17 protein-coding genes and 2 tRNA genes are annotated in these 15,706 nt (G+C 63.3%); 8 read left to right on the top strand and 11 right to left on the bottom strand.

The features are described from left to right. Window positions 1-102 precede the first annotated feature (102 nt). Both purN and purM read right to left on the bottom strand, forming a co-directional pair. The gene (purN, locus tag O7A05_RS17035) at window positions 103-810 is read right to left on the bottom strand and encodes a phosphoribosylglycinamide formyltransferase (protein ID WP_337094200.1); all 708 of its coding nucleotides are present in this window, start codon (window positions 808-810) and stop codon (window positions 103-105) included. After that, a complete protein-coding gene (purM, locus tag O7A05_RS17030) occupies window positions 807-1,886 on the bottom strand; it encodes a phosphoribosylformylglycinamidine cyclo-ligase (protein ID WP_337094286.1) in 1,080 nt (359 codons plus the stop codon). Before purM ends, purN begins: the two co-directional genes overlap by 4 nt. A gap of 382 nt (window positions 1,887-2,268) precedes the next feature. Between purM and O7A05_RS17025 the strand changes: the two genes are divergently transcribed. The 3 genes from O7A05_RS17025 to hdaA are packed head-to-tail and all read left to right on the top strand — an operon-like array spanning window position 2,269 to window position 4,751. Beyond that, window positions 2,269-2,886, top strand: coding sequence for a CDP-alcohol phosphatidyltransferase family protein (locus tag O7A05_RS17025; RefSeq protein WP_337094199.1), 618 nt, complete (start codon window positions 2,269-2,271; stop codon window positions 2,884-2,886). Next, on the top strand, window positions 2,798-4,045 hold the full coding sequence (locus O7A05_RS17020) for an AI-2E family transporter (protein WP_337094198.1): 1,248 nt from the start codon (window positions 2,798-2,800) through the stop codon (window positions 4,043-4,045). The genes O7A05_RS17025 and O7A05_RS17020 overlap by 89 nt, the downstream gene beginning before the upstream one ends. Window position 4,046: 1 nt before the next feature. Continuing rightward, the gene (gene hdaA / locus O7A05_RS17015) at window positions 4,047-4,751 is read left to right on the top strand and encodes a DnaA regulatory inactivator HdaA (RefSeq protein ID WP_337094197.1); all 705 of its coding nucleotides are present in this window, start codon (window positions 4,047-4,049) and stop codon (window positions 4,749-4,751) included. Between the two features lie 21 nt (window positions 4,752-4,772). On the opposite strand, the gene O7A05_RS17010 is transcribed toward hdaA, so the two are convergent. The 5 genes from O7A05_RS17010 to O7A05_RS34605 form a co-directional block, all read right to left on the bottom strand. Then, window positions 4,773-5,036, bottom strand: coding sequence for a hypothetical protein (locus tag O7A05_RS17010; RefSeq protein WP_337094196.1), 264 nt, complete (start codon window positions 5,034-5,036; stop codon window positions 4,773-4,775). A 339-nt stretch (window positions 5,037-5,375) separates the two neighbouring features. Beyond that, the gene (locus tag O7A05_RS17005; protein WP_337094195.1) at window positions 5,376-6,098 is read right to left on the bottom strand and encodes an LCP family protein; all 723 of its coding nucleotides are present in this window, start codon (window positions 6,096-6,098) and stop codon (window positions 5,376-5,378) included. Window positions 6,099-6,161: 63 nt separating this feature from the next. Further along, a tRNA-Pro gene (locus tag O7A05_RS17000) sits at window positions 6,162-6,238 on the bottom strand. A gap of 217 nt (window positions 6,239-6,455) precedes the next feature. After that, entirely contained in the window at window positions 6,456-7,637 is a 1,182-nt protein-coding gene (locus tag O7A05_RS16995; RefSeq protein WP_337094285.1) for a flavin-containing monooxygenase, read from the bottom strand. Window positions 7,638-7,773: 136 nt separating this feature from the next. Continuing rightward, the gene (locus tag O7A05_RS34605; RefSeq protein ID WP_337094194.1) at window positions 7,774-8,742 is read right to left on the bottom strand and encodes an NAD(P)H-dependent oxidoreductase; all 969 of its coding nucleotides are present in this window, start codon (window positions 8,740-8,742) and stop codon (window positions 7,774-7,776) included. Between the two features lie 251 nt (window positions 8,743-8,993). Here O7A05_RS34605 and O7A05_RS16985 point away from each other — a divergent pair, with 251 nt between their 5' ends. Both O7A05_RS16985 and O7A05_RS16980 read left to right on the top strand, forming a co-directional pair. After that, window positions 8,994-9,299 (top strand): ETC complex I subunit, encoded by a 306-nt coding sequence (locus O7A05_RS16985; protein ID WP_224513119.1) that lies wholly within the window; start codon window positions 8,994-8,996, stop codon window positions 9,297-9,299. A 54-nt stretch (window positions 9,300-9,353) separates the two neighbouring features. Beyond that, window positions 9,354-9,430: transfer RNA gene (locus O7A05_RS16980), tRNA-Arg, on the top strand. 39 nt (window positions 9,431-9,469) lie between these two features. On the opposite strand, the gene O7A05_RS16975 is transcribed toward O7A05_RS16980, so the two are convergent. Further along, the gene (locus O7A05_RS16975; protein ID WP_337094193.1) at window positions 9,470-10,375 is read right to left on the bottom strand and encodes a LysR family transcriptional regulator; all 906 of its coding nucleotides are present in this window, start codon (window positions 10,373-10,375) and stop codon (window positions 9,470-9,472) included. 156 nt (window positions 10,376-10,531) lie between these two features. On the opposite strand from O7A05_RS16975, the gene O7A05_RS16970 reads away from it, so the two are divergent. Further along, window positions 10,532-11,401, top strand: coding sequence for an NmrA family NAD(P)-binding protein (locus O7A05_RS16970; protein WP_337094192.1), 870 nt, complete (start codon window positions 10,532-10,534; stop codon window positions 11,399-11,401). Window positions 11,402-11,447: 46 nt separating this feature from the next. On the opposite strand, the gene O7A05_RS16965 is transcribed toward O7A05_RS16970, so the two are convergent. Further along, window positions 11,448-12,374 carry a hypothetical protein gene (locus O7A05_RS16965; protein ID WP_337094191.1) on the bottom strand — a complete coding sequence of 309 codons (927 nt, stop codon included), beginning with the start codon at window positions 12,372-12,374 and terminating at the stop codon, window positions 11,448-11,450. Between the two features lie 176 nt (window positions 12,375-12,550). Further along, complete coding sequence (locus O7A05_RS16960; RefSeq protein ID WP_337094190.1) at window positions 12,551-13,336, bottom strand: hypothetical protein; 786 nt, start codon at window positions 13,334-13,336, stop codon at window positions 12,551-12,553. A 193-nt stretch (window positions 13,337-13,529) separates the two neighbouring features. Here O7A05_RS16960 and O7A05_RS16955 point away from each other — a divergent pair, with 193 nt between their 5' ends. Both O7A05_RS16955 and O7A05_RS16950 read left to right on the top strand, forming a co-directional pair. Beyond that, window positions 13,530-14,111, top strand: a complete 582-nt coding sequence (locus tag O7A05_RS16955) for a CatB-related O-acetyltransferase (protein ID WP_337094189.1) — start codon at window positions 13,530-13,532, stop codon at window positions 14,109-14,111. A 14-nt stretch (window positions 14,112-14,125) separates the two neighbouring features. Continuing rightward, a complete protein-coding gene (locus O7A05_RS16950) occupies window positions 14,126-15,085 on the top strand; it encodes a glycosyltransferase family 8 protein (RefSeq protein ID WP_337094188.1) in 960 nt (319 codons plus the stop codon). 289 nt (window positions 15,086-15,374) lie between these two features. Here the strand turns inward: O7A05_RS16950 and O7A05_RS16945 are convergent, their stop codons facing one another. Continuing rightward, window positions 15,375-15,617, bottom strand: a complete 243-nt coding sequence (locus O7A05_RS16945) for a DUF982 domain-containing protein (RefSeq protein ID WP_224513134.1) — start codon at window positions 15,615-15,617, stop codon at window positions 15,375-15,377. Window positions 15,618-15,706: the final 89 nt, after the last annotated feature.

Genomic DNA, 15,706 nt, shown 5'->3' with positions numbered 1-15,706 from the left:
CCGTCCATCCAAGCTTTACGCAGCCGATCTGTTTCGGTTTGGTTCAGGGGTTGGTCCAGCAATTTCGGGTAACCGCCATGCTGCTACTTCCGGCTAATGCCCCTACGGCGTGATCCGCGCCAGCTGTTCGAGGTCGGTCTCCTCGCGCAACGGGTCCGGCGCCATCACCACCGAGGTGGCGTTTTCGGCATCGTCGGCGAAATGGGCAAACACGGTGTGGCCCTTTTCCATGCGCGCCTTGCCTTCGGCGACCAGACCCAGCGCCAGCGGGTAGAGCCGATGCTCCACCTTCAGCACGCGAGCCGCAAGCGTGTCCTCATTGTCACCGACCATCACCGGCACGGCGGCCTGGGCGATCACCGGGCCGTCATCCATCTCAGGCGTGACGAAATGCACCGAGCAGCCATGAATGCGAACGCCGGCACGGATTACGCGCGCATGCGTGTCCAGGCCCTTGAAGGCCGGCAGCAGGGCAGGGTGGATGTTGACCATGCGTCCCTGCCATTTTTCGACGAGGCCGCGGCCGAGAATGCGCATATAGCCGGCCAAGGCGACGATGTCGGCGCCGAAGCCGGCAAGCGCGGTGTCGATCGCGGCGTCATAGGCATCCTTGCTCGGATGGTCGGCGCGCTGGATGACCTTGGTGGCGATGCCGCGCGACTGGGCAATACCGAGGCCGGCTGCGTTGGCGCGGTCGGAAATGACGCCGACGATTTCCGCCGGATAGCTTGGATCGGTGGCGGCCGCGATCAGCGCTGTCATGTTGGAGCCACGTCCCGAGATCAGGACGACCGTGCGTTTTCTGCTCATAGGCCGATCGAGCCCCTGTAGATGACGCCGGCGTCGCGGCGCGGCACTATGCGGCCGATTGGCGTCACCGTCTCGCCGGCCTCCTGCAGCACCGCCGCGACCTGCGCCGCCTGGCCGGAGGCGACTGCGAGGATCATGCCGATGCCGCAGTTGAAGGTGCGCATCATCTCTTCCGGCGCGACCCCGCCGGTCTTGGCCAGCCACGAGAACACCGGCGGCACGTCGATCGCCTCCAGGTCGAGCTCGGCCGAAAAATCCTTGGGCAGCACACGCGGAATGTTTTCCGGAAAACCGCCGCCGGTGATGTGGGCCAGCGCCTTGATGCCATGCGTGTTGCGGATCGCCTTGAGGATCGACTTCACATAGATGCGCGTCGGCTCGAGCAGCGCCTCGGCGAGGCTGAACTCCTCGTTGAATGGCGCTGGATCGCTCCAGCCGAGGCCGCTCGCGGCGACGATCCGGCGCACCAGCGAAAAGCCGTTGGAATGCAGGCCGGACGAGGCGAGGCCGAGCAGCACGTCGCCCTCGACAATGTCGTCGGTCGGCAGCAGTTGCCCGCGCTCGGCCGCGCCCACCGCGAAGCCCGCAAGGTCATAATCCTTGTGGTGATACATGCCGGGCATCTCGGCGGTCTCGCCGCCGATCAGCGCGCAGCCGGCCTGCCGGCAGCCCTGCGCGATACCGCCGACGATCGACGCGCCCTGCTCGGGGTCGAGCTTGCCTGTGGCGAAATAGTCGAGGAAGAACAAAGGCTCCGCACCCTGCACGACGATGTCGTTGACGCACATGGCGACGAGATCGATGCCGATCGTATCGTGCTTGCCGGCATCGATGGCGATCTTGAGCTTGGTGCCGACGCCGTCATTGGCGGCGACCAGCACGGGATCAGTGAAGCCGGCGGCCTTCAGGTCGAACAGCCCGCCGAAGCCGCCGATCTCGCCATCGGCGCCTGGCCGGCGCGTGGCGCGCACCAGCGGTTTGATCTTCTCGACCATCAGATTGCCGGCATCGATGTCGACGCCAGCCTCGGCATAGGTGAGCCCGTTCTTGCGCTTGGCCTTGTCGCCCTTGCTCATCGTCGGCTCGTCCCTGTTTGTCATTGCGGGCTCTTCGCATGAATGGTTTCGGTGAGCAAGGATGACGGTCGTCGAGGCGGACAAAACCGTGGAAAGTGGGCACCAACATAGGCGATTGGCGAAGGCCGAGACAGTGGCCAATCTCCCCTTGCGGGGAAATGTGCGGCAGGACAGAGGGGGGTGTGAAGGAATACCAGCGTCGATAATGGCTCTGCCGATACGGCGAAAGAAAAACTCCGAGATGCCGAAGGACAGCACCCCTCTGCCTTGCCAGGCATCTCCTCCGCAAGGGGGAGATCGGCAGCTTCGTCGCCGCTTCTCCCTTGCCCAATTTACGTATCTCCATCATCTATTCTCCAACAAAAACACGACGGGACATCACGTGACCCTTCCCAACATGATTACGATCATGCGGCTGCTGCTCGTGCCTGCCGTGGTGCTGGCCATGCTGCAGTCGCTTTGGGGTTGGGCCTTCGCCGGATTCCTTGTCGCCGGCATTTCCGATGGTGTCGACGGCTTCATCGCGCGTCGCTGGAACCAGTCCTCCCGCCTCGGCGCCTATCTCGATCCGGTCGCCGACAAGCTCCTGCTGGTCTCGGTCTTCGTCGTCATGGGCTTTGCCGGCGAACTGCCGCTCTGGCTGGTGGTAACCATGGTCTCCCGCGACGGGCTGATCGTCTGCGCCGTGCTCTTGTCCAGCGTGATGAGCCATCCGGTCGAGGTGAAGCCGCTTCTCGTATCGAAGGCCAACACCGCGGCGCAGATCGTGCTGGCGGCACTTGTGCTGGGCGAACTCGCCTTTTCGGTGCAGCTGGGCCCGCTGCGGACCGCGCTCATATTGCTGACCGGGGTCTTGACCGTGGCTTCGGCCGCAGCCTATCTCGTGGCTTGGCTAAGGCATATGAGCGGCTATGGCGAAGGCTCCCGGACGAGCAACTCCCAGACAAGCGACATCAAGTCGGGCATCGGCAAGTCGAGCGGCTCCAGCACGGACGCCTGACAATGACGGCGCGGTGATCGCCGCTGACGATGGCTCGGGCGGGCTTCGCCGCCAGGTCTTCTTCTGGGTGGCGACGGCGGTCCTGCTGGCGCTGTTCCTCTATGTCTTCTCAGGCATCCTCCTGCCGTTCGTGGCCGGCATGGTGCTCGCCTATTTCCTCGACCCGGTCGCCGACTGGCTGCAGCGCCTCGGCCTGTCGCGCCTGATGGCGACGGTGGTGATCCTGATCGCCTTCATCGTCGTCGTGGTGCTGGCCTTCGTCATCCTGGTGCCGGTGCTGGCCACGCAGATGGCCGATTTCGCCCGCAAGCTGCCGGAATATCTCACCCGCCTCCAATCGCTCATTACCAGCTTCGACCCGAAATGGCTGGAGCAGCGCTTTGGCGTCAACGCCGCAGGATTGCGCGACGGGCTGAATTCGCTGCTGACCACCGGCTTCGGGCTGCTTACCACCGTCTTCACCTCGATCTGGAGCTCGGGCGTGGCGCTGGTTTCGGTGGTCAGCCTGTTCGTCGTCACCCCGGTCGTCGCCTTCTACATGCTGCTCGACTGGGACCGCATGGTGGCCGTTGTCGACAGCTGGGTGCCGCGCGACTATGTCGAGACGGTCAGAGCGCTCGCCCGCGAGATCAACACCGCCACCGCCGGCTTCGTGCGCGGGCAGGGCACGCTCTGCCTGGTGCTCGGCGCCATGTACGCCACGGGACTGACGCTGACCGGCTTGAACTTCGCCATCCTCATCGGCTTCTTCGCCGGGCTGATCTCCTTCATTCCCTATGTCGGCTCGCTGACCGGGCTGGTGCTCGCCGTCGGCGTCGCCTTCGTCCAGTTCTGGCCGGACTGGACGATGATCTTGCTTGTGGCCTGCGTGTTCTTCGTCGGCCAGTTCATCGAGGGCAACATCCTGCAGCCCCGGCTGGTCGGAAAGAGCGTCGGCCTGCACCCGGTATGGCTGATGTTCGCGCTGTTTGCCTTCGGCGCGCTGTTCGGTTTCGTCGGCCTTTTGATTGCCGTGCCGGCCTCGGCAGCGATCGCCGTGCTGGTGCGCTTCGCCATCGGCCGCTATCTCGAATCGCCGCTCTACAAGGGCAACGGCACTCAGCCCGCGCCACCATTGCCGGCCGATCGGGGCGGCGGCCACCGCTCGACTCGGGGCTGAAATGGCTGCCCAGCCTGCAGATACGCCGCGCCAACTGCCGCTCGATCTCGGCCACGGCACCGGCTATTCGCGCGACGAACTCGTCGTCTCGGGTACCAATGCGCAAGCGGCATCGCTGATCGACCGCTGGCCGGACTGGCCGTCGCCGGTGGTCGTGCTGGCCGGGCCGCCCGGCTCCGGCAAGACGCATCTCGCCCGCATCTGGCAGGATAGGGCGCACGCCGTCACCGTTGATCCCGGTCGGATCGGCGAGCACATTGCCGGTCTCGGCAGCAGGCCGGTGCTCGTCGACGACATCGACAAGGCGGCGATCGACGAGCCGGGCCTGTTCCACCTGATCAACGCCGTGCACGGCGCGGGCTCGACGCTGCTGCTCACCGCGCGGCGTTTCCCTTCGGCCTGGCGCGTTGCGCTGCCGGACCTCGTTTCGCGATTGAAGGCGGCGGCGACGATCGAGATCCACGAGCCCGACGACCTGCTGCTCGCCGGCGTCCTCACAAAGCTCTTCGCCGACCGTCAGGTAGAGGTCGAGCCGCATGTGGTGCAATATCTGGTCCGTCGCATCGAGCGCTCGCTCGGAACTGCCATGCGCGTCGTCGAACGCCTCGACCGCGCCGCGCTCGAACGCAAGACGCCGATCACCCGTGCTTTGGCCGCCGAGACCGTCAGCGCCATGGACGAAGGGCAGGGCGAATTCGATATCTAGCCATCGAGAGGGGTTAGGCGGTTACGCCCAAAGCTCGGCAAGATGGCGGGCCAAAAGATAGACTCCCGTGTGCGCCGAGACGTAGCAGGCGGCGACAAGGCAGAAGAACATCAGCCCGGCGGGCCGCGACCGCGCGACGCCGCCCTGTCTCTTGCTCGGCCGATTGTTCCAGTCCCACAGGGCAGCACACAGAACTGCCCAGGCCACCATGACCGGAACCGCGAAGCCGTAATAGGCTAAATAGGCTGGGCCGATCAGCGACAGCACCGCCTCGACAACAGGCATGGAAATTCCCCCTTTGTTCAAAGTTTAGACCGGCGGCAAAGTTGGAAGCGAGGGATTATTGGAGCCACGGCAGGCGTTTACCTGTTCAATCGTGGACCATGCTCCTTAGCCGTCCCGTTTCGGAACAATCTTTCAGGCATCACTTTTGCAACGCAGCCGTCGCCGGTTGATCCCGGTCCCGATCGCGTTCCAGATCGGGTTGTAGGCTCGCCGGGCTCGAGGTGTTGGGGTTCTCGCCCGGCGGGTTTACCGTTCCTCCGGGTCTGCCGGCTGCTCTATGTCGGCGACGATTTCTCCAAGACCGATGTCGAGGGCGCGATTTGAGCGATCCGGAAATGGCTAGGTCTGGTTCCCTCTGAGCCTGTCTCGCAGCCAGCGCAATTGCCGCCGCCAGTACGGCTTCGGCTTGCGCGGGACCAGGACCATCTTGCCATCGATGACGGCGTCATCCACCCAGTCGTGCACCTGCATGCGCCAACTGGCCGAGATGCTAGCAAGCAGCGGCAACGGATCCTCGCCCGCGATCCGCACCAGCGCCGGATCTTTCAGCACGAGGCGGAAATCGAAACCCTGGGCGATCAAGGCGCGCAGGAACACGATCTGGCGCCGCATGCGGTGGAAGTCGCTTCCCTGTCCGTTGACCATCGTGCGGGCGCCGATCCACTGGTGGAGACGTGCGCCCATGAGTGTTTCGGCGGGCGGCCGGAAGGAAACCTGTTGGCGCCCGTCCTCGATGCGGCTGGTCGGCGTCAGCGGATACCAGAAATCGAGCGGCACGGAGATCGGCACTCTGACGCTGGCTTCGGCAAGCGCGGCCTCGCTCGCGCCGCGCCGGAGGCAGATTGCGCTCTGTGCCGTAAATCCCAGTCCCGCAAGCGCATCGAGCAGCAAGCTTCCGCCACCAATGGCGAAAGCCGCGTTGATGCGGTCGCTTATGAGGGGAGACCACAAGTCGCGCGGCACCCATGTCAGCCGCCGCCTGGCGACATCCACGACGACGATGATGTCTGTGTTGGCGTCCCAATTGTCCCTGTCGAGGATCGCCACGACCACGGCTGCCAAATGAGAGCCCCCTCTGGCCAGATGCCGGGGGGACCGGCGTGGTTCTTCCCGGGAAGGAAATGATGGTCGGAGTGGCGTGATTCGAACACGCGACCCCCTGATCCCAAATCAGGTGCGCTACCAGGCTGCGCTACACTCCGACGTCCCGCGGCGTATAGGGGGCGGACGCCTGGAAGGCAACACAAAAACGGCGGGCCGGACCCGGATCGATGCCGCAGTGTTGAAGAGCGCCAGCCCTCGGTTTCGACGACGGTGCCCGGATCGCCACGGTGACCCGCAAGGCGTGGCTGCAAGCGGCGCTTGAAGACCTTGCCGCCTCCGCCGATGCCCTCGCGGCCTTCATGCAAAAATGACCGATCAGGTCTGGCGCTTCTGGCCGGCGATTTTCCCGGCGATCGCCATGCCCTGGATTCTTGCATTGGCAAAGCAGCCGCGAATGCTCGGGCGCATGCCGGTGAACCAGAGTCCGGGCAAATTCGGATCGTTCGCGGCGCCATTGAACAGCGGCACGCCCTTGGCGTCGAGCACGCCGAGTCGGCCCAGCATCGTCTCCAGCCCGGTACGGTAGCCGGTGGCGGCAATGACGATGTCGGGCTCGACCGTCTGGCCATCGTCCAGCACGACGCCTTCGCGCCTGAATTCGCGCAGTTGCGGCACCACGATGATGCGCCCGGCCTTGATGGCGTCGACCGCGCCGTCGTCGGCGGCGATCGCCGTATAGTCGGAGCCGAGCCGGCTGGCGCCGCCCGCCGGGGCAGGGGGCAGGCCGTATTTCGTCAGATCGCCGAACACCAGGCGCTGCGTTGCCGCCATCACCGCGTCCGCGAGCCCTGTCGGCAGGCTGGCCATGAGCGGCGATACGCGGTGCACGGCGATCTTGCCGATGCGCTTGGGCAGCAGCGAAGGTCCGTTGCGTGCCGCAAGCCACATCTGGCCCGTGTCGACACGGGAAAGATGGTTGAGCGCGTCGAAGCCGGAATTGCCGGCGCCGACCACCAGCACCTTCTTGCCGGCATAGTCGCTCGCCTTGCCGAACTCGGCCGAGTGGATGACCGACCCCGAAAAATCCTCCATGCCCTTCCAGGCCGGAATGAAGGGTTGCCGGTCGCGTCCGGTGGCGATCACCACATGCCGTGCCGCCTTCAGCCCCGCGCTTGTCCGCAGCAGCCAGTGGGCGCCACGGAATTCGATCTCGTCGACCTTGACGTCGAAGACGATCGGCAGCCGGTGCGTTTCGGCGAAATCGTTGAGATGACGGATGACGGCGCTGCGATGCGGAAAAGCCGGCGTCCCTGCCGGATAGGAAACACCGGGCAATGAGGAGAGGTCGCGATGCGTGTTGAGATGCAGATTGTCGTGGCGGCGATGCCAGGACTCGGCCAGCCGCCGCTCGCGTTCCAGGATCTGCACCGTCACGCCGGCCCTGGCCAGCGCATGCGCGGCGGCAAGCCCTGCGGCGCCCGCGCCGATGACAATCGCTCCGTCCAGTATCGCTGGCTCGCCGACCCCCAACGGCAAGGCTTTCGCTTCCGCGCCCATTCGTGTCTTTATCGCCGTCATCATGCCTTCAAGTGGCATGAACATGTATCTGACATATGCCGCCCACCCACCAAAAGGAATAGGTGGCTGTTGCGAAAACCTCCGGCATTGTGTCGCGGATTGGTACGAGCGCCGGCTAATGAACCGGGTCGGCGTGGCGATGCACCAGCTTGAACCCGCCGTCCTCCAGCCGAAACACTTCGGTAACCCGCAAGGTCATCTCGGTCGCCTCGCCGTTCCTGCCCATGCGCGTCTTGGCATGCTGCAAGCCGGTCCAGAAGGCCAGATCGCCGCTTGCCGAAGCCTGCAGCACCTCGAGGTCGGTGCTGCCGCCCCTGTGGAAGCTCGCCGCGTCGCGTTCGTAGCGGCCCGCAACTGCCTCGGCGCCTTCCAGATGGTCGCCGCGCGGTGAAAAGAACGTCGCCGGCCCGGCATGGGTGACGATCGCCTTCAGCGAGGTGGGATCGCCGTTGACATAGTCCTCGGCGATCTTCTCGCGCTGCTTCATGAAGGCATCGAAGGACGAGCCGCCGGGATGCACCCTCCTGATCCAGCTTTCCAGGCCGGCCATGAAATTCTCGAGGAAGGCGGCGGTATCGGCATTGGTAACGGCGCCCTTATCGTCGAGCAGCTCCGCGACACTGCCGATATAGGCCTCCGGCTGCTGCATCACCGGCATGTCGAGGAAGACGAAGGTCTGCCGAAGCGCCTGGTTGGAGCCGAAGGCGCCGATCTTGCCCGGGCTGACGCTGACGACCCCGGCGGGCAGGCCCTTGAACACGCTCTTCCCCGACGGACGCGAGCCGACATCGAGCGCATTCTTCAGGCAGCCCGGGATCGAGCGGTTGTATTCCGGGGTGACGAACAGCACCGCGTCGCATTCGCGTATCGCCGCGCGGAAGGTCGCCCACGTCGCCGGCGGGCTGTCGCCGTCCAGATCCTCGTTGTAGAGCGGCAACTCGCCGATCTCGACGAAGCGGCAGCGCACCGAATCCGGCGCGCGGGCGGCCAGGGCCTTGGCGATCTTGCGGCTGAAGGACTGGGCGCGCAGGCTGCCGACAAGCACGGCGAGTTGGAGGACGGCGTGTTCGGGTGCATCGGTCATGGCGAAACGTCCGTTTTGGTGGTGGCTCACAGGGAAGGCCGGCAAGGCTCGGCCTGCCCGACGTTTCGATAATGTCGGCAGCGCAGCGAGGTTCCCTGCGCCATGGCGTGCGCCGGGGCCGCGCTTGCGGCCTTGCCGCAGCGGCCATTGCACAGTAATGACGGATTGGCGCAAGGTTTCAGGCTCCCCATGGGATCCTGGAAATAGCGCTGAACAACAGTGCCCGGTCTCCGGGCGGCAACGAGGTGGTCATGTCCGCGCGCATTTTCAGTCCAGCCAAAACCGCGATGCAGTCCGGCAAGGCCAAGACCGGACATTGGGTGCTCGAATTCGAGCCCGCCCAGCGCAAGAAGATCGACCCGCTGATGGGCTACACCTCCTCGGGCGACATGCTGAGCCAGGTGAAGCTCACCTTCGATACGAAGGAAGAGGCGATCGCCTATGCCGAGAAGGAAAAGATCGCCTACCGGGTTGAAGAGCCGAAGGAAGCCAAGCGCCGGCAGATTTCCTATTCGGACAATTTCCGCTATGACCGCAGGACGCCCTGGACGCACTGACTTTCGAGTCTTTCGTCGCGCGGCATGATAGACCAGCCGGCCCGCCCGGCCGACGGTCCCGTAGCTCAGCTGGATAGAGCACCGGCCTTCTAAGCCGATGGTCGCAGGTTCGAATCCTGCCGGGATCGCCAATCTATTCAATGATTTATGAGACTTGGATGACTCTGGATCTAAACCTCCGCCAGCAGCTCCGCCACGAAATCCACGAACACCCGCACCTTTGCGGTGCGGTATTGTCGCGAAGGGTAGATCGCGTGGAGCGGGAAGAGTTCGTCCTGCCAGTCGGGGAAAAGTTGGACCAGCCGTCCATCGCGCACCTGCTCGCGCGTGGCGAATTCCAAGACCTGTGCGATGCCGGCGCCAGCAAGGCAGGCGCTGAGCATGGTCGGCGCGTCTGAGGTCATCAGCCTGGTCTGGACGCTGACCGGCAGCACTTCGTTGCCCCGGCGAAATTCCCACTCATAGGCGCGGCCATGCGCGGCGTCCCAGAAGTCGATGGCATCGTGGCCGGACATGTCCCGAGGATGCTTTGGCCGCCCCCGGCGCTCGATATAGGCGGGGGCCGCAACGGTGAGTATCCGCGTCTCGAATAATTTCCGGGCGGTGAAAGAGCCAGCCGGCGGATCGCCGAAGCGCAAGGCGAGATCGAACCCGTCGGCCACCAGGTCGCCCACCGCGTCGCGCATGATGAGCTCCAGGCGCAAGTCCGGATACAGCGACAGGAACTGGCCCGCATGCTCGGCCAGCACCAGTTGCGAGAAAAACGGGTCGACATTGACGCGCAGCCGGCCGCGAACCACCGATGCTGCGCCGGTGGCCTCGGTCGCCGCCTCCGCGATGCCGTCGAGATGAGGACCGACCTGCTCGTAAAAGCGCCGTCCTTCGTCGGTCAGGTGCATGGTCCGCGTCGTGCGCTCGAGCAGCCGCACCCCGATACGGGCCTCCAGCCGCTGGATGGCGCGGCCGACGCCTGAGGCGGTCATGCCGAGCGTGTCAGCAGCCCGCGCCATCGACCCGGCTTCGACCACCGCCATCAGCACCGTCACGCCGGACAGCAATCTTCCGTCATTAGGCATGCGACATTCCCAACCTTCAGTCCGGATTATGATGACATATCGGCGCTGGGATCAGCAAGCAAAGGGTGGGAGAAGGCCGGCCACCGATCCAATTCAGCCGGCGGCGTATCGAGCCGACCGGTTGCGATCAAACTGCGCAAACCGAAAGGCATGATCATGTTCGCTGTCACAGCAATCACCGGCCGCGTCGGCGGCGCCGTAGCCGAAACGCTGCTCAAATCCGGCCATAAGATTCGCGCGGTTCTGCGTGACCAAGCCAAGGCCGCGCCCTGGTTTGCCAGGGGCTGCGAGATCGCGGTTGCCGATCTCGGCGATGCCGGGCCGCTCGCTGCGGCGCTTTCGGGCCTCGAGGGCGCATTCATTCTGTTGCCGCCGGTCTATGATGCCGAATCCGGATTCCCGGACGTGCTGCCGAAGATCGCCGTCATCCGCGAGGCGCTGCACAGGGCGCTGCCGCCCAAGGTCGTTGTGTTGTCGACGATTGGCGCGGATGCCGCGGAGCCCAACCTGCTCAACGTGTTGCGCCTGTTGGAAGAGGCGCTCGCCGATCTGCCCGTGGCGGTGACGTTCCTGCGCGCCGCCTGGTTCATGGAAAATGCCCAGTGGGACATCGCGTCGGCGCGCGACAACGGCGTAATCGACAGTTACCTGCAGCCGCTCGATCGCAAGATCGCGATGGTCGCGGCCGCCGATGTCGGCAGGACAGCCGCGGAACTTCTGCTGGAGGATTGGAGCGGCCACCGGGTGATCGAACTGGAAGCACAACACAGGGTGTCGCCGAACCAAATCGCCGTCGCCTTCGCCAAGGCCCTCGGTCGCAAGGTCGAGACGCGTATCGTCCCGCGCGAGCGCTGGGAGACGATCTTCCGCGATCAGGGCATGCGACATCCAGAAATGCGCATGCGCATGCTCGACGGCTTCAACGAAGGCTGGATCGATTTCCGCGATCCCAATGCCCTAAGACGCCAAGGAAGGATTGGGATCGACGAGGCGATTGCCAGGCTCGTCGGCGAGGCCGGGCGGTAAGCGGGCTCCGCGGAACTGGCTTTGACGCGGATGGGTAACGCAGCACTTAGAAATCTTGAGCTACCCTGCCGCTCGCGCCGCCAAGATATGTATTCCAGACATAGTCGCGGATCAGTTTTCGATGGTCGGTTGTTCTGCGGTGATAACTGGGACGGTCAGGGTAGGATACCCCGGCAACATGGAAGAATGCTTCCTCGATGATCTCATGGTGTCCGACCGCCCCGGCCATCGTCATCGGGTTTTCCCGAGCGATGGCTACGGCAACGTCACTTGCCCTGTCCAAATGCGAGTAAAGGACGTTCCAGTTTGCGCCGCCAGTATCAAGCCCCAGGTTCAAGCGGGGTTCGAAGTTCAGCTTTCGTCCCGCCGTGGCGGAGAAGCGATAGAAGCAGAAGCCTGCCCATAAATTCCAGTGTCGATCGGTCGGCTTCGGCTCGTGGATATGATTTCGACCTGGAAGGAACAGCTTGCCGTAGACGGCCTTGCCTTCCATCTTGGCCGGGATGTCAAACGGCACTACCGGGAAACAGTCATGATCGATGAAGCCGAATAATTCAGGCTCCAGGTACCGTATGATATTATGATAGGTCCAGCTTATCGCGGTTCCGTGCGACCTGGACAGATGGTTTTCCACCCGCATCGGAAGCGCCAAATAAGGCACGCCTCTTACCTTGCAGATGCTTTCTATTGCTTCTCTCGATGCTTGACCGGTCGAATTGTCGACAACTGCCAGGGTCATTCCCGGCGGGTGCATTTGCCATGCCTTGGTCAGCGCATCTATGACCCAAGGCGTGTTGAACGCCACTGTAAAACAGACACGCGATGCACCAGTGGCTTTCAGGCGGTCTGCAAAAGCGCGCCCAGCAGTTCGGCCCCTGTGCTCGAAGGCCTTGTATACCAAGCCATTTCTGGCTTCCTTCGCCGCGATGATTGCCGGCGCTCTCGTTATGATATCGACAATCTTCAGACCCATTTCGCCTGCATAACGTGACGCTAGGAGAAACGGAAGTCCGCCTTTCAATCCCTCGGTTCTGGTATGGAATAGACATCGAAGGCGTCTCCAGCGGCAAAACCGAAAAGGAAATGGATATCGGCGACGTGCTCGGTCAGCGAGACATTCTTCTTCTGTCGTGAGTTCTCACGGCCAACTTAAAGCGACCACCTATCCCGCTGCCGCAATAGGTCCATGGGAGCTCGCCACAAGCGATACCACCCGGCTCTCCTTACCTGCTCGGCTATCGGAGCGTCGCCGTACATCTTGAAGAACTGCAGCACGCGCGGGCTGGCGAAAGCCTTTTTGCCACGTGTGTTGTAGTCGCTGACCGGAAGGTGGTGTCGGCTGAGAGTCAGGCCATTTCGAGAGAGCGCGACCCCGATGCAAAACTGCTCCGGCGCATCTGTATTGGTCAATTCGCGTACAGCCAACATCGCGGAATAGGCTTCGTTTAATGCACGAACATTGGCTCGATGAATGCCAAGGATTCCGCTTTGCCACATCGGTTCGTGCCCAGTCAGGGTGTAGTCTCCGATTTTGACGCCTTTGCCTGTAAGAACCGGGTAAAGCCGATGCTCACCCTCACACTTACGCATGAAGGAACGCGTCGGCGAAATCTGGCGAAACCCTCTGGATGGATCGACATAAGGATAGTGGTCCGAGTCCATGAAGATCAGGCGGTCCGCTCGCTTCAGGATCTCGATCAGGAACGCAGCCTTGATGCCGAAATGATAGCGCCAGCCGAAAGACATCAACTCTTTCTGGTCGGCGGTTATAGCGATCGTCTCTACGGGGTATGGGCGAAAAAGCTCAGGCCGGTCGGTTGCAACGATTATTTTGGCGCCTGGGCAATTGTGCAAAAGCTTAAGCGCGCTGAGCAGCGCGCCAAAGTGATAAACCTCGTTATCGCCATAGGCGATATAGCCAAAAAAGTCGTTCATTCGATCTATGGGAGATGTGTCTGAGACGCTCCCACTACCAACACAGGCAACCGCAATCCACTCGAATTTTACCCAATGTCGGTGTGCGGATATCAGGTTTTCGGTGGATCGCTCCCTTGCGCCGGCCAAGTTTCCCGGTTGATGGTTCGGCCGGTCCGAGGCTATGTCGCAGAAGTATTGGGGAGGTATCTGGATGTCGGCGCTTTCCAAATGGCTGAGGGACATGCGCTCCGGATCGCCGGAACATGTGACCGTTGGCCGCCACACCTATGGCGTGACATGGCGAAAAGTCTTGGCCCCCTTGAAGGATGCTCCATTGCAAGTCGGCGCCTTCTGCTCGGTTGCCGGTCGGGTGGTTTTCATCTGCTCTGGCCAGCATCCAACCGAGAGCGCAACCTCGTTTCCAATCTACAGCCGGTTGCTGAATCAGCCGGAGCCAACCGCAAAAGGCGGCAAGCCAGCCGGCATCACTGTTGGCAATGACGTCTGGATCGGCAATGGCGCAATGATCCTGCCGGGCGTGGAGATCGGCGACGGCGCGGTCGTCGGCGCCGGTGCCGTGGTCACCAAACACGTGCCCCCCTATGCGATCGTCGGCGGCTCTCCAGCCCGGCTGATCAGATATCGATTCCCCGAGGAGATCATAGCGAAGCTGCTGGCGATCCAGTGGTGGCGCTGGGACGACGATAAGGTCAAGCGCGAGGCGGCCTCGCTCACCGGCCCGATCGAGGCTTTCGTCGAGAAGCATTTTGTGGCAGGCACCGCAGCAAGATAAGGGTCGCGGTGCGAATGACGAAGTGTTTCTTTCTGGCGGCGGATGCTGAATATTTTCCGTATGCCAGCCTGGCGGCGCGTCGGATCGTTGACGTCTCCGCGCCGATCGACGGCTACCTGCTCTATACCGGCGCCAGCGAACCAGATCTCGAAGCCGGTCGCTATCTGCTGAAAGGCAAGGTCGAGCTGGTCGACGTCGCGGATTTCATGACCAGCTGCGGCTTCCGCTTCGGAACATACAGCATCGCCGCCTACACTCGTCTTTTCGCCGACCAGCTTCCGGTTTTTGGACCGTATGATCGCGTCGCCTACACGGACTGCGATGTTCTCTTCAACAGGGATATCAACGACCTTGCCGGGCAGCAGCTGCATGCGCCCATGCTCGCGGCGCATGACGACTACATGTATTTTCGGCCGTCCTACAGACAAAAGCTCGGGCTGAAGCCGGGCGCGCCCTACTTCAACTCCGGTGTCGTGGTTTTCGACATGGGCGCTGTCCGGACGGACGGACTGCTGGAGCGCACCCGCAAGACCGCCATTCAAGGCAAGATGAACGACCAGAATGCCCTCAACGTCACCTTCGAGGGCAAATGGCAGACGATGCATCCAAACTGGAACCTGCAATCGCTGGGGACAAGGCGGTTCCGCTTCTGCCAGGCTTGGGCCAGGCATTTCGCCGGCGGCAAGCCGTGGGGCAATCAGGTCGGGGTCGAGCTGGAAGCGCTGAGCATCTGGCGTGACCTGGCGAAGGACACGCCCTGGCGCAAGCCGTTCGAGCAGCGCATACCCTTCGAGCGCGGCGTGATGAAGCGCTTCTTGCGCCGTTTCGACGCTGTTGCCGGTCTTTTCGGAAACGATGTCCAGCGCCGCCGCGCCAGATATGACGGCGCGAAGATGCACCAAATCTACGCCCGGCAGGCGGAAGAAGGCGCACTGGCCGTCCAGTTCCCGGAAGTGCTTGGCGGCTTTGGCTGAACCATCCGCCGCCACGGCCTGTGGATAGTAACCGCCCGTTTACCACGTCCCGGTGCTCGCGTTGCGGCCTGCCGGCCGACTCGCCGAAATGGAGCGGCCTGAACCCGTCAGGCAACCCCGAAGCCGAGCGGCCGGCGTTTTCATGTATCCAGCGGGACGCGTGCTTGAACGCGTTCCAAGTATGCGTCGGCCGCCACTTCGCTGCATGAAAACACAAGCCCGCCGCGGCAATGGGAAGCCGCGACGGGCTTGGTGACGCCCCTCACAGGGCGCCGTGGGAAAATCGAGGCTACGCCAGCAGGCCGGCGACCTTGGCAGCCTTGCGCAGCGTCTTGCGGGCTTCCACCGGGCTGCGCAGACCGTCGAGCGCGTCGCGGCAGACGCGGCTCGCCGAGCGCCAGGCGCCGCCGCGCGCCTGTCTGGGCCAGCGCTGGTCCAGGCATTCCATCGCCTCGAAGCAACTCGAAACCTTGCGCTGGCCGTTTGGCTGGAAATCGATCACGACCGGCTCGGAAAACCAGACATCGTTCATCACTTCCTCCGTTTTTATGATCGTCTTTTGAGCAAGCAATCGGCGCCGGACGACGCCCGATGGTTCCGCGATTGCGGACCCGCGCGTTA

It is taken from the genome of Mesorhizobium argentiipisi (SeqCode), from assembly GCF_037179585.1.
Lineage (GTDB): Bacteria > Pseudomonadota > Alphaproteobacteria > Rhizobiales > Rhizobiaceae > Mesorhizobium > Mesorhizobium argentiipisi.
The sequence above is the reverse complement of the archived record's forward strand: the minus strand, read 5'-3'. Positions and strand labels throughout refer to the sequence as shown.